10 protein-coding genes are annotated in these 13,198 nt (G+C 59.8%); 7 read left to right on the top strand and 3 right to left on the bottom strand.

Annotation, left to right across the window (positions count from 1 at the left end; genetic code table 11):
* Positions 1-32 precede the first annotated feature (32 nt).
* Positions 33-1,061, bottom strand: a complete 1,029-nt coding sequence (bioB, locus tag AKL28_RS14250) for a biotin synthase BioB (RefSeq protein WP_050468827.1) — start codon at positions 1,059-1,061, stop codon at positions 33-35.
* A gap of 121 nt (positions 1,062-1,182) precedes the next feature.
* Here bioB and AKL28_RS14245 point away from each other — a divergent pair, with 121 nt between their 5' ends.
* Positions 1,183-1,824 carry a GntR family transcriptional regulator gene (locus tag AKL28_RS14245; RefSeq protein WP_050468826.1) on the top strand — a complete coding sequence of 214 codons (642 nt, stop codon included), beginning with the start codon at positions 1,183-1,185 and terminating at the stop codon, positions 1,822-1,824.
* A 311-nt stretch (positions 1,825-2,135) separates the two neighbouring features.
* Positions 2,136-3,530: an aminotransferase-like domain-containing protein gene (locus AKL28_RS14240; protein WP_050468825.1), complete on the top strand. Its 1,395-nt coding sequence runs from the start codon at positions 2,136-2,138 to the stop codon at positions 3,528-3,530.
* Positions 3,531-3,540: 10 nt separating this feature from the next.
* Here AKL28_RS14240 and AKL28_RS14235 read toward each other — a convergent pair whose 3' ends face one another.
* A complete protein-coding gene (locus AKL28_RS14235; protein ID WP_169801816.1) occupies positions 3,541-4,176 on the bottom strand; it encodes a lysozyme inhibitor LprI family protein in 636 nt (211 codons plus the stop codon).
* Between AKL28_RS14235 and AKL28_RS24845 the strand changes: the two genes are divergently transcribed.
* Positions 4,171-4,530, top strand: coding sequence for a hypothetical protein (locus tag AKL28_RS24845; protein ID WP_169801815.1), 360 nt, complete (start codon positions 4,171-4,173; stop codon positions 4,528-4,530). The two genes, AKL28_RS14235 and AKL28_RS24845, sit on opposite strands and share 6 nt — an antisense overlap.
* 169 nt (positions 4,531-4,699) lie before the next feature.
* Complete coding sequence (locus AKL28_RS14230) at positions 4,700-7,108, top strand: DNA polymerase II (protein ID WP_050468823.1); 2,409 nt, start codon at positions 4,700-4,702, stop codon at positions 7,106-7,108.
* 24 nt (positions 7,109-7,132) lie between these two features.
* Here the strand turns inward: AKL28_RS14230 and AKL28_RS14225 are convergent, their stop codons facing one another.
* Positions 7,133-7,318, bottom strand: coding sequence for a hypothetical protein (locus AKL28_RS14225; RefSeq protein ID WP_050468822.1), 186 nt, complete (start codon positions 7,316-7,318; stop codon positions 7,133-7,135).
* A gap of 554 nt (positions 7,319-7,872) precedes the next feature.
* On the opposite strand from AKL28_RS14225, the gene aspT (AKL28_RS14220) reads away from it, so the two are divergent.
* The 3 genes from aspT (AKL28_RS14220) (at position 7,873) to AKL28_RS14210 (ending at position 13,047) form a co-directional block, all read left to right on the top strand.
* Positions 7,873-9,594, top strand: coding sequence for an aspartate-alanine antiporter (gene aspT / locus AKL28_RS14220; RefSeq protein ID WP_050468821.1), 1,722 nt, complete (start codon positions 7,873-7,875; stop codon positions 9,592-9,594).
* A 41-nt stretch (positions 9,595-9,635) separates the two neighbouring features.
* Positions 9,636-11,324: an aspartate-alanine antiporter gene (gene aspT, locus AKL28_RS14215; RefSeq protein ID WP_050468820.1), complete on the top strand. Its 1,689-nt coding sequence runs from the start codon at positions 9,636-9,638 to the stop codon at positions 11,322-11,324.
* A gap of 85 nt (positions 11,325-11,409) precedes the next feature.
* Positions 11,410-13,047 carry a bifunctional aspartate transaminase/aspartate 4-decarboxylase gene (locus AKL28_RS14210; protein ID WP_050468819.1) on the top strand — a complete coding sequence of 546 codons (1,638 nt, stop codon included), beginning with the start codon at positions 11,410-11,412 and terminating at the stop codon, positions 13,045-13,047.
* The last annotated feature ends 151 nt before the right edge of the window (positions 13,048-13,198 follow it).

Raw genomic sequence — 13,198 nt, 5'->3', positions numbered from 1 at the left:
CTCATGTACGTGATGCGCGCCATCCTGCCGCATCACGATGCGCAAGCCGTGGACATGGGCTTGATGCCAAGCCGGGTGAGCAAGTCATGGTCGGAAGAAACCGAGGCATTGGGCGTCGTCAGCAACTTGGCCCCGAGGAAGATCGAGTTGGCGCCGGCGGCGAAGCACAGCGCCTGGGTGGTTTCACCCATGCTTTCGCGGCCGGCCGAGAGCCGGATCATCGACTTGGGCAAGGTGATGCGCGCCACCGCCACGGTACGAATGAATTCAAACTCGTCCAGCGGCGGTGCATCTTCCAGCGGCGTGCCCTTGATCGGCACCAGATGATTGATCGGCACCGACTCCGGCTGCGGCGACAGGGCGGCCAGCTGCGCGATCAGCATGGCGCGCTGGCGGCGCGTCTCGCCCATGCCGACGATGCCGCCGCAGCATACGCGCATCCCGGCATCCTGCACCTTGCGGATGGTGTCGAGGCGATCCTGATAGGTACGGGTGGAGACGACGTTGCCGTAGAAATCCGGGGCGGTGTCGAGGTTGTGGTTATAGAAATCGAGTCCGGCCTGCTTGAGCGCATGGGCCTGTGTCTCTTCCAGCATGCCCAGCGTCATGCAGGTTTCCAGGCCCAGCGCGCGTACCTCGCGCACCATGGACGTGAGCGTGTCCATGTCGCGTTCCTTGGGGTTGCGCCAGGCCGCTCCCATGCAGAAGCGGCTGGCGCCTTGTTCCTTGGCGTCGCGCGCGGCGGCCAGGACGGCTTCCGCCGACATCAGCTTGGTCGCGGTGATATCGGCCGACTGGTGCCGGGACGATTGCGAACAATAGCCGCAGTCCTCGGGACAACCGCCGGTCTTGATCGAGAGCAGGCTGGACAGCTGCACTTCGTTGGCAGGGAAATGGTCGCGATGGACGGTTTGCGCCCGAAACAGCAAGTCGAGGAAGGGCAGGTCGAACAGCTCTTGCACTGCCTCCGCACTCCAGGGGGCGGAGGCGAGGGCGGAATCGACGGCCGAGGAATCGCGGTGGGACGGCGCCCAGTGGATCGTGCATTCTGATTGCGTCATATCGTCCCAAAGTATAGATAAAATGAAGTTGGTAGCATCATCACGTAGAATGATGCGTTTGGCGGATTCTATCTGCCGTCATTTTCATTTAACAATTTATTTTTTTATAGATTATCTATAAATGAGCGAGCCTCAAAAAGACCCCGGCACGACCGTCGAACGCATCGCGGAGGCGCTGCGTATCCGCATCGTGCGAGGCGAAATAGCCGGTGGCGCGGCGCTCCGGCAAGACCATGTCGCACAGGAATTCCAGTCCAGCCATGTGCCCGTGCGCGAAGCGTTCCAGCGCCTGGAAGCGCAGGGATTGGTAGTGACCTTGCCGCGCCGCGGCGTGCGCGTGACCTCGCTGAGCCCGGCCGTCATCAAGGAAAACGTCGAGATGCGCGCCTCGCTGGAGATACTGGCGCTCAGGCACAGCGCAGGGAAATTCACGCCGGAGCACATCGAGCGCCTTGAGCAGGCGCATGCCTCATGCTCGGAAGCGGCCTCGCTGGCGCAGTGGGACGAGGCCAACAACCTGTTCCATGAAATCCTCAGCAGCGAATGCGGCATGCCCAGGCTGCTGGCGGTGCTCAGGCAACTGCAGCTGACCAATTCGCGCTACCTGTTTTCAACCGGTTTCAAGCGCGGCTGGCAACCGCGCTCCGACCACGACCACCTGCTGATCATCGATGCGTTGAAGGACAAGAAGGTCGATCGTGCGCTGCAATTGCTGAGCATGCACATCGGCACGATGGAAAGAGTCGGTTTTTCTGCGGCCTGAACAGGCGAAGATGCCTGTTCAGCGCCACGACCTCTACCCGTACCGACGGGTTTTCCGACTTCAATGGCTTGTATGGATCAAGGCCGTGTTGAGGTAAGTCAGGCTCCATGCAGACCTGCCGCACATGTCCCAAATGGCGCGCTGCCGTCTAGTATGCGATGCTGCGGATATGTATGGATTTGTGTTTAAATTAAATCCATACTAACATTCGATGTGCGAATGTGCATGGCAACAATCCTGGCAATATCCCTGCACAGCGTGCTTTGGCACGCCCGAGGCATCCCGCAAGAGCCGGATTCAAGGAACAAGACATGAGCCGCAACGACAGCCTCCTGGCATGGACGCGCACCTTCGCCGACAACGGCGGACCGCGCTATCTGCAGATCGTGGATTTCATCGAACAGGCGATTTCGGACGAGCGGCTCAAGGCCGGCGACCGGCTGCCGCCGCAACGCCTGCTGGCCGAGCATCTGGGGGTGGACCTGACCACGGTGACGCGTTCATACACCGAAGCGCGCCGGCGCAATCTGCTGGAAGCGCGCGGCCCGGCCGGTACCTTCATTGCGTCGCCAAGGGTGGACCTGACGCAACTGGTCGACCTCAGCATGAACATCCCGCCGCCGCCGGCCGGCGTCGATCTTGACGACCTGCTGCGCCAGGGGGTGTCCCAGGTGCTGATCCATAGCGATGTCGACCTGCTGATGACCTACCACCTGGGCGGCGGCAGCAGCACGGACCGCGCGGCCGGCGCAGCGTGGCTGGCGCCGATGCTGGGCACGTTGGATGAGGAGCGCGTGCTGGCTTGCCCCGGCGCACAGTCGGCGCTGGCGGCGCTGGTGCTGTCGCAGACCCGACCCGGCGAGGCGGTGCTGGCTGAACCATTGAGCTATCCCGGCCTGCTGTCAGCCGCAGTGCAGTTGGGGCGGCAGGTGGTGGCAGTGGAGAGCGATGCCGACGGCATGCGGCCGGATGCGCTGGAAATGATGGTCAAGAAGCACAAGGCCCGGCTGGTTTATCTCAACCCCACATTGCAAAACCCGACCACGCACACCATGCCCCCGGTAAGGCGCGCCGAGATCGCGGCGGTGGCCCAAAGGCTGGACCTGCGCATTATCGAGGACGATCCCTACTGGCTGTTCAGCGCCGCCGCGCCGAAACCGCTGGCGTACTACGCGCCACGCCAGGTGTTCTACGTGTCGACGCTGTCCAAATGCCTGCTGCCCGGCCTGCGTACCGCCTATGTGGCGATGCCGGAGGGCATGCAGCAGGAAGACGTGCTGGGCGCGTTGAGGTCCTTCGTGCTGATGTCGACGCCGCTGATGACGGCCCTGACCACGCAATGGATACACGACGGCACCGCGGCCGCGCTGCAGGAAGGCATCCGCACCGAAGCCTGGGCGCGCCAGGAGCTGGCGCACCGCACGCTGGGCGACAGCGCATTGGCCAATGCCGGCGGCATCCATCTCTGGAAGGCGCTGCCTGCGCACTGGAGCGCGGCCGATTTCGTGCAGAAGGCGCGCATGGAAGGGCTGGACGTGGTGGCGGATGATGCCTTCCGCACGGCCGGGGCCGACGGCATGCCCTCCCGGCAGGCGCACATCCGCATCTCGCTGGGACGCGCGCGCAGCCGCTTCGAACTGGTCAACGCCTTGCGCCGGCTGAGCGAGCTGGCGCATCGGCGTAACCAGCGCCAGGTGGTGGTGTAAGAACCTGTACTCAGTGCACCGCAGATGGAACCAGCAGGCCGTTGACGGCGTCGTTGACGATCAGCGAGGGCAGCGAATTGCGGTCGTTCCTGACGATCACCATGTCCTTCTCGATATCACCCGGTAGCGTCAGCTGGCCGATGTAGGCGCAGTCCGCGCTACAGGTGTAGCGCAGCACGGCGTTGCCGCGGCTGGCTTCAATGATGTACTGGCCGTTCTCGACGCCGTAGTAGCGCACGCCGATGAGCGCTGCCGCGCCGCCGGCCTGCGGGTCCTCATAAAAATATTCCCCTCTGTCCACACGCACATAGTGCGGCCAGGGCATGGCGCCGGCAGGCGCGATGCCGGCAATCTGCGCATTGTTCAACTTCAGGCGTAGCGGTTCTGCCTGCGCCACGTCGGCCGCCGGCGCGGGCGGCACAGGTTGGACCGATGCCAGGGCCGGTATGGAAGGCATAGGTGACTGAACGGCTTTGGCCGGCAGGCGTGCGGCGACTGCAATGGAGCTGTCGGCCTGTGCCTGCAGCTCGGCCTGGCGGCGCTGGTACCAATCGACCAGGCAGGTGCGGTCGCGGCAATTCTGTTCGCGCCAGCGCCATTGCTTGTCTGAATCGATGGTAAAGGCGCGCTTGTCGGAGGCGTGCATGCGAGCCTGGCGGAACGCCTTGCCCAGTTTGTCGTCCAGCGCAGAGAGTTCGGTATCGCCGCAAATGATTTTTTCGTTGGCGGAACCTGCTCTGCTGCAATCGAAGCTGGCGGCAAAGGCTGGAGCGCAGGCAAAGGCGCAATGCGCAGCGAAGATTGCGTAAAGGGTGGTTTTCTTCATGGCGTTGGCGAAATGACGTTGCGGGTGGTCGGCATCGAGAGAAAGAATGCGCCGAGGGATAAGCGTGAACGGCGTTTTCATTGTGTTCCTCCAATGTTGCTGCGATGCGATGTGCGCAAGCATCGCATCGCCATTGCAGGCGCAAAACGACAAGAAGAGAGGTCTTTTTTTTAAAATCTTTGCAGGTGAAAAAGCGTGTTCGGACTTCTTTACATTCGATGTCCGGAGGCCACTTCAATGGCGTGTCGATGCATTGTGCACAGTGCGTTTTCTATCCAAGTAAAATCCCCTTTTCGCCATGGTGCAGCGAACTCAGGCAGGGCAGAAGGGAGATTGACAGGATATGCAGGACAAGGGCGGCCAGGATGACCAAGGCCAATTGCAGGAAGGCGAGCGCAGGGGATTCATTCTCAGCCGCCACTGGCGCGATACGCCTGCCGGTATCGAGGTCGAACTGTGGCTGGCGACCGACGACGGCCCGCAATGCCTGCGCCTGCCGCCGCAGCAGGCGGTGGCGTTCATCCCGCAATCCGAGCGTGAACGGGTGGAGCCTTTGCTGGCCGGCGACGGCGGTTTCGAGCTGCGTGCGCTCGACAACCTGAAAGACTTCAGCCAACGGCCGGTGATGGGCCTGTATGCGCGCCATTACCGCAAACTGCTGAAGAAGGAAAAGCAACTGATCGAGAACGGCATCCCGGTCTATGAAGCCGACGTGCGGCCGCCGGAGCGCTACCTGATGGAACGCTTCATCAATGCGCCGCTGGCTTTTTCGGGAACGCCGGGTGCGGATGGCGTGCTCACGGATGTACGTATCCGCGCGCTAGAGGGCTACCGGCCGCAACTCAAATTGGCCTCGCTGGACATCGAAACCAGCTGGCACGGCGACCTGTATTCGATCGCACTGGAAGGCTGCGGGCAGCGTACCGTCTACACGCTGGGACCGGCCAGCGGCGCAGTGGAGGCAGTGGATTTCGCGCTGCATTTTTGCGATACCCGCAAGGAGCTGGTTGAACGCCTCAACGAGTGGATGGCGCGCCACGATCCGGATGCCATCATCGGCTGGAACCTGATCCAGTTCGACCTCAACGTCTTGCAGAAGCAGGCAGATAAATTCAAGGTGCCGTTGCGCCTGGGGCGCTGCGGCGCTCCGCTGGAATGGCGCGAGCACGGCTTTCGCGCCAACCACCTGCTGGTGACGGCGCCGGGCCGGCTGGTCATCGACGGCATCGAAAGCCTGCGTTCGGCGTTCTGGAATTTCCCCTCGTTCAGCCTGGAAAACGTGGCGCAAACGCTGCTGGGAGAGGGCAAGGCGATCGCCACGCCCTACCAGCGCATGGATGAGATCGACCGCATGTTCGCCGAGGACAAGGCGGCGTTGGCCACCTATAACCTCAAGGACTGCGAACTCGTCACCCGCATTTTCGCCAAGACCGAGATCCTTGAATTCCTGCTGGAGCGCGCCAGCGTCACCGGCTTGCCGGCCGACCGCAGCGGCGGCTCGGTGGCGGCTTTCACGCACCTTTACATGCCGCATATGCATCGCAAGGGCTACGTGGCGCCCAACCTGGGCGATGCGGAAGCCATCGCCAGCCCGGGCGGCTTTGTGATGGATTCGCGCTCGGGGCTGTACGACTCGGTGATCGTGCTGGATTACAAAAGCCTGTACCCGAGCATCATCCGCAGCTTCCTGATCGACCCGGTCGGACTGGTGGACGGCATGCACAACGAGCCCGAGGCCGATACCGTGCCAGGGTTCAACGATGCTCGCTTTTCCCGGCGCAGCCACAGCCTGCCGGCCATCATCGAGCAGATATGGGAAGAGCGCGAGGCCGCCAAGCGCCACGGCAACCAGCCGCTGTCGCAGGCGCTGAAGATCATCATGAATTCCTTCTACGGCGTGCTGGGTTCGACCGTATGCCGTTTCTTCGATTCGCGCCTGGCCTCATCGATCACCCGGCGCGGGCACGAGATCATGCACCACACGCGCGAACTGATCGAAGGGCAGGGCTATGAAGTGATCTACGGCGATACCGACTCCACCTTCGTCTGGTTGAAACGCGCGCACAGCGATGAGCAGGCGCGCGCCATCGGGCTGGCGCTGGTGCAAAAGATCAACGACTGGTGGCGCCGCCGCCTGCGCGAGCAATACCAGTTGGACAGCGCGCTGGAACTGCAATTTGAAGTGCATTACCAGCGCTTCCTGATGCCCAGTGTGCGCGGCTCCGATGTCGGCAGCAAAAAACGCTACGCCGGCTACGTGCGCACTGCGCAGGGCGAAGACAAAGTGACATTCAAAGGCCTGGAAACCGTGCGCACCGACTGGACGCCGCTGGCGCAGCAGTTCCAGCAGGAGCTTTACTTGCGCATTTTCAGGAAGGAGCCTTACCGCGAGTACATCGCCGGTTATGTGGCCGACCTGCTGGCGGGGAAGCTGGATGCGCAACTGGTCTATCGCAAGCGCCTGCGCCGGCAACTGGACCATTATGAAAAGAATGTGCCGCCGCACGTGCGCGCGGCGCGCATGGCGGACGAGGTGAACAAGGAGGACGGGCGTCCGCTGCAGTACCAGCAGGGCGGCTGGATCAATTACGTGATGACCACGGCAGGACCGGAGCCGCTGGAAAAGCGCACCGCCGCCATTGACTATGGGCACTACCTGGAGCGCCAGCTGGCGCCGGTGGCCGATGCCATCCTGGTCTTCGTCGGCGACAGCTTTGCCAGCCTGACTTCACCGCAACAGGAGCTGTTCTGACGGGTGGTTGCGCGAAATGTCCGATTAGTGGGGGAGGTGCGAATCGGAATCGCCCAGCTGGGGGGCGATGTTCTGCGGTTTGGCGCCGCTGCTGCGGAAAACCTTCCGCCAGATGAAGTAGCCGAATGCCAGAGCGCCTATCACTACGTACAAGGCGTAGAAGGTCAATGCGTAGGTGCCGTAGTGCACCAAAGTTTCGATGATGTTCATTTTTCCCTCATGCAGGAAGGGAGACGTGTTGCGATGGCGTCATCCTATTTCCTGCCAAGCCAGCCGTATATCGGGAGTTTTCCGATACGGTAATTTCCAGGGCGGAAACAAATGATTTCCTTGCTGGATTAATTTCGATTCCCATCGAAATTTTCAATAGGCGATTCTGCCAACTAATTCGATATTGCTCCATAGGTAAGTCTCAAAAAAGCATCAAAGCGGGCAATTAATCGCTATCGTTGGTGCAGTGCATCGCAAACTGCCCCGTTTAGCGGGCAATGCCGTTCAGTGAAGACCAACGGCACCTCCGTCTTTGCAGAAAACCAATTGATAGGGTTGTGCATTGACGCTTTTGTATTTATCAAGCATTCTGCTTACTTTGCAAGTAACTAGCCATGCGGCAATATTTTTTGAAAAACTGGAATCTCACCCGGTTATTCAAATTTACTGCCCTAGCAAATATCGCGCGCATTACTTATGTCTGTGTGACTAGCCATCGATACCGGCCTCCACTGAACCGGTCTTGCGTGAAATAAATCTGCCATGGGTTGTTTATGACGAATTCGGTTGTCGCTCTATTGACGGCAATTCCAGAGGTCGTGTTATTTGCCGCGCTGGCCATTGGATATGGCCTTGGAAAAATAAAATTCGGGCCGATTCAGTTGGGTGGCGTATGCGGAACGCTGATTGCCGCTCTCATCCTCGGTCAGCTGGGGGTGACGCTTGACCCGCATGTCAAGAGCGTTTTCTTCGCACTCTTCATCTTCGCCCTGGGCTTTGCCGGCGGCCCGCAATTCTTCGCCAACCTGAATGCCAAAGGCCTTCGCCTGGGTGCGTTTTGCCTGATCGAGGTCGTGGTCGTACTCTGCATGGTGCTGGCCGCGACATACGCATTGCAACTCGATCCGGGCACGGCCGCCGGATTGATGGCCGGGGCCGCCACTGAATCGGCGATCGTCGGTACGGCGACGGATGCCATTTCCAAACTTCCACTCCCCATTGCGCAAGTGACGCAATTGCAGGCCAACATCGTCACCGCGTATTCGATTACCTATATCTTTGGACTGATCACGATTGTCATCGCGACAAGCCAGGTATTCCCGCGGCTGTTGCGCATCAATATCCGTACCGAGGCAAAAAAGCTTTGGTCGGAAATGGGCGGAGAGAGCGATGAAGGGGAGAGTGCTGTGGTGGCCGCGCCCCATCTGGTAGGGCGTATTTATCGTATTGGCGGGCAAGGAAGCCTGGCGCCTGGAAAGACCATTGCCGATCTCGGCATCCAGCTGGGCAAGCGGATCAGTATCGTGCGGATGAGCCGGCAAGGAAACGACATTGCCATTCATCCGACGCTGCGGCTTGAGCCCGATGACGAAGTCCTGGTGGTTGGGCGTCGTGACGCTCTGATCAAGATAGCCCCCTTGCTTGGCGAAGAGCTGGCCAACATTTCCGAACTGAATACGGGCCTGCAGACGCAAAACATTGTCGTGCGCAACAAGGCCCTGCAAGGGCGAACGCTGCACGAACTGGCATCGGACTTGCCGCCGAACCTGCATATCGCCATGATCCGGCGTGGCGAACAGAGTTTGCCCTTGCTTCCCGACGTCGAGCTGCAGCTCAATGATGTCATCCGCCTGTGCGCCGTTGCAGCAACATATAAATCGGCATTTTCTGAGATTATTCCTCAGATCGGGAAGCCGCTTCCCGAGAATCGCCGGAGCAATATCGGTGTGCTGGGGTTCGGGATACTGCTGGGCATTTTCATCGGTGGGCTGAGCGTACGCATCGGCGATACGCCATTCTCGGCCGGCACCGGTGGCGGTGCTTTGCTGACCGGATTGGTGCTTGGATGGTATGGCGCAAAACGTCCCGATCTGCCTACCATCAATAAGGACGCCCTCATACTTCTCAAGGATATCGGGCTCACGGTTTTCATTGCCTGTGTCGGCCTGGAGGCAGGCCCCCAGGCATTGCATCTGCTTTCCCAGTATGGAATCACCTTGCCGCTGATCGGTGTGGCCGTGGCACTGGTGCCCGCGCTGGTTTCATTGCTGGTAGGGCATTTCCTCTTCAAGTTAAGTGCGCCGATTCTTCTCGGTGCGATCGCCGGCCAGCAATGCAGCACGCCGGCATTAAGCGGCATCCAAAATGCCGCCGGCAACTCTACGCCGTTGCTTGGGTACACCATTACCTATGCGATTTCGAATGTCGTGTTGCCCCTGCTTGGTCCACTGGTCGTTGCATTGGCTGGTGTGGTGGGTCAAATGGCGAGGAACTAGGTACCGATCGAACATTTTCACTATGCTGAAAGGTGGTAATCATGGAATGGCTACATCAGTTATTTTCCCGGTCCCCTGAAATTGCATTGTTCTTGTCCCTGGCAGTCGGTTATTACATAGGAAAAATCCAGTTCGGAAAATTCCAGCTCGGCGGCGTGGCGGGTTCGCTATTGGTTGCCGTCCTGGTCAGCCAGGTTGGCGTCACGGTCGATCCCGGTGTGAAGTCGGTGCTGTTTGCACTGTTTATCTATGCCGTCGGTTACGAGAGCGGCCCGCAATTCTTCAATTCGCTGGGCAGGCAATCGATCCGTGAAATTATCCTTGCCGCCGTATTGGCCATCACCGGGCTGGCGACAGTGGTCGTCATGGCACGGCTCTTTGGGCTTGATAAAGGGCTTGCAGCCGGCGTGGCCGCCGGAGGGCTGACCCAGTCGGCAATCATCGGCACCGCAGGCGACGCCATCAACAAACTTGGATTGGCGGCAGAAGAGGTCCAGCGCCTGCAGGGCAATGTTGCGGTCGGCTATGCGGTTACCTATGTATTCGGATCGTTCGGCGCGATTCTGGTGTGCGTTAATTTGCTGCCGAAATTCATGGGGCGAAGCATCAAGGAAGATGCGGTACGCGCCGAAACAGCCATGCAAGGCGGCCTGCAAGTCCTGGCGCCCGGGCAGGAAGCCGCCGCGCCCGATCTGGTCGGGCGGATTTACCAGATCGGCAACAACGCCGACCTCACCATCCAGCAGCTTGAAAAAGAACATGCGGCCCACGGGATCACCATTGAGCGCCTCAAGCGCAATGGCAAGATCATCGAAATATCGCCCGACCTCAAGCTGGAAAACGGCGACATCGTTCTTGCTGTCGGACGCAGGCAGGCGATGGTCGATATCGTGCCGATCTTCAGCAAGGAACTCTACGCGGTCGAGGGAATGGAACTGATGATGGAGCGGCGCGACATCGTCCTGGTCAACAAGGAATATCACAACAGGACGGTCGGCGACATCCGCGCCAACACCTCGCAACAGGTCCGGCACGGCATTTACGTCGTCCAGATCCAGCGCATGGGAAAAGTACTGCCCATGCAGGAAAAGACTGTGGTCCAGATCGGCGATGTGGTCTCGATATTTGGATCGGAACAAGACATCAAGCGTGTGTCCTCGCTGATCGGTTATGCGGTCGTGCCGAGCGCCAAAACCGATTTCGTCTATCTCGGCGCCGGCTTGGTGGTTGGTTTGCTGGTCGGTCTGCTGACCGCGCGCATCGGGTCGATCCCGTTGACCCTTGGCAGCGGAGGCGGGGCGTTGCTCTCCGGCTTGCTGTTTGGCTGGTTGCGCGCAAAACGCCAGACTTTCGGTGCGATGCCCAATGGCGCCGTGCAGATTCTCAAGGACCTGGGCCTGGCGGGCTTCGTCGTGGTCGTCGGCCTGTCATCGGGCTTGCAGGCGGTGGAAACCGTCAAGCAGCAAGGGTTGACCCTGTTCGGCGTTGGGGTAGTGGTCACCGTGCTGCCCCTGATCCTCACCATGCTGATCGGCCGCTACGTCCTGCGTTATGACAATACCGCCATCTTCGCCGGGGCATTGTCCGGTTCACGCAGCGCCAACCCGGCATTCGGCGAGGTGCTGGACAAGGCCGAAAACTCCATCCCAACAGTACCCTTCGCCATCACCTATGCGCTGGCCAACGTTTTCCTGACTTTATTGGGACCGCTCATCGTGGCATTCGTATAGACGATATCCGCCCCAGGATTTTTACTGTAATCCCATCCGTTCTTTTCCGCTTGGAAGCGGCCTGACTTAGAAAAGGAGCTACACCATGGACTTTAGTGACCCAGAAAAGCTTTCCCTATTGAGCCCGTTCGAACTCAAAGATGCGCTGATCCAGACTGCCCAGCAAAGCAACAAACTGATGCTCAATGCCGGCCGGGGCAATCCCAACTTCCTTGCAACGACGCCGCGGCACGGCTTCTTCCAGTTCGGCCTGTTCGCCATGACCGAAGCCGAGCGTTCGTACATCTACATGGATGGCGTGGGCGGCTTTCCCAAACGGGACGGTATCGAGGCCCGTTTCGAACTATTCGCCAAGAACCATGCCGGCGTGCCCGGCATCCGCTTCATCGAGGCGGCCGTTTCCTACGTGCGCGACCAGCTTGGCATGTCGGCGGGCGACTTCATCTACGAGATGTGCGAAGCCATCCTCGGCTGCAACTATCCGGTGCCGGACCGTATGCTGCGCATGACCGAACGCATCGTCGGTAATTATTTGCACAAGGAGATGATCGGTACGCATCCCTTCGTGGGGCATTTCGATATGTATGCCGTGGAGGGCGGAACCGCGGCGATGACTTATCTGTTTGCCAGCCTCAAGGCGAACCACGTCATCAAGGAGGGCGACACCATCGCCCTGGGCATGCCCATTTTTACGCCGTATATCGAGATCCCGCATTTGGCGGAATTCAGCCTGGTGGAAGTCACGATCGACGCGCCGCAATCGAACAACTGGCAATACACGAAGAAGGAGCTGGACAAGCTGCTGGACCCGAAGGTCAAGGCTTTCTTCCTGGTCAATCCCAGCAATCCGCCTTCCGTCAAGATCGATGACAAGACCCTTGCCTACATCGCCGAGATCGTCAAGAAACGCCCGGACCTGATCATCCTCACCGACGATGTCTACGCCACCTTCGCGGACAACTTCGTTTCGCTGTTTGCGATTTGTCCGTACAACACCATCCTCGTATATTCGTTCTCCAAATACTTCGGCGCAACCGGCTGGCGCATGGGGGTGGTGGCGACACACAAGCAGAATGTCATCGACGAAATCATTGCCAAATTGCCCGAAAAGACGGCGCGCCAACTGGATGAGCGCTACAGCTCCATTACGACGGCGCCACGGGATATCAAATTCATCGATCGCCTGGTTGCCGACAGCCGCACCGTCGCGCTCAACCACACGGCCGGCTTGTCCACGCCGGTCCAGGCGCAGATGGGCCTGTTCTCCCTGTTTTCCCTGATGGATGAGGCGGGCAGCTACAAGGCCGAGATGAAGCGCATCGTTTTGCGCCGCAAGGAGGCCCTGTATCGCGAGCTCGGCCTGCCCATGCCTTACGACGCCAATTCGGTACGCTACTACCACCTCCTCGACATGGAATCCCTGGCCGCGCAGATGCATGGCGAGGAATTCTCCAAGTGGCTTCTCAAGCAACTGAAGCCGAATGAAGCCTTGTTCCGCCTGGCCGAGGAAACTGGCGTCATTTTGCTTCCCGGAAAAGGTTTCGGCACCACCCATCCGTCAGGCCGGGTTTCCCTGGCGAACCTCAATGAATATGATTACGCCAACATCGGCCGTGCGATCAGGAAGATGGCGTCTGAATACTTTGAGCTGTTCAAGAACGCAAAGAATGGCGGGAAAGAGAAATCCAAAAAACCAGCCAGGGCGGCGAAGCTGAAAAAGTAAGGCGGAAGAAGAGCGGCAGGTGTGGCCGATATCGCATGTCGATGTCGGCCACGCGCTAGAGCCGGAATTTCACGGTCACGCTCAGGCCGGCATGTGCGCCGCTGTCTGTTTTCCGGTTGTCGGAGGCGGGGCCGGGGGTTTTGCGGTCGGC

Origin of the sequence: Herbaspirillum chlorophenolicum (assembly GCF_001189955.1) — a bacterium.
Classification (GTDB): Bacteria; Pseudomonadota; Gammaproteobacteria; order Burkholderiales; family Burkholderiaceae_D; genus Herbaspirillum; species Herbaspirillum chlorophenolicum.
The sequence above is the reverse complement of the archived record's forward strand: the minus strand, read 5'-3'. Positions and strand labels throughout refer to the sequence as shown.

What these genes read in the sequence shown, in the direction of transcription:
- AKL28_RS14210 (WP_050468819.1), top strand. Translation starts at nt 11,410, where the DNA reads ATGGACTTTAGTGACCCAGAAAAGCTTTCCCTATTGAGCCCGTTCGAA.
- bioB (WP_050468827.1), bottom strand. Translation starts at nt 1,061, where the DNA reads ATGACGCAATCAGAATGCACGATCCACTGGGCGCCGTCCCACCGCGAT.
- aspT (WP_050468821.1), top strand. Translation starts at nt 7,873, where the DNA reads ATGACGAATTCGGTTGTCGCTCTATTGACGGCAATTCCAGAGGTCGTG.
- AKL28_RS14225 (WP_050468822.1), bottom strand. Translation starts at nt 7,318, where the DNA reads ATGAACATCATCGAAACTTTGGTGCACTACGGCACCTACGCATTGACC.
- AKL28_RS14240 (WP_050468825.1), top strand. Translation starts at nt 2,136, where the DNA reads ATGAGCCGCAACGACAGCCTCCTGGCATGGACGCGCACCTTCGCCGAC.
- AKL28_RS14235 (WP_169801816.1), bottom strand. Translation starts at nt 4,176, where the DNA reads ATGCACGCCTCCGACAAGCGCGCCTTTACCATCGATTCAGACAAGCAA.
- AKL28_RS14245 (WP_050468826.1), top strand. Translation starts at nt 1,183, where the DNA reads ATGAGCGAGCCTCAAAAAGACCCCGGCACGACCGTCGAACGCATCGCG.
- aspT (WP_050468820.1), top strand. Translation starts at nt 9,636, where the DNA reads ATGGAATGGCTACATCAGTTATTTTCCCGGTCCCCTGAAATTGCATTG.
- AKL28_RS14230 (WP_050468823.1), top strand. Translation starts at nt 4,700, where the DNA reads ATGCAGGACAAGGGCGGCCAGGATGACCAAGGCCAATTGCAGGAAGGC.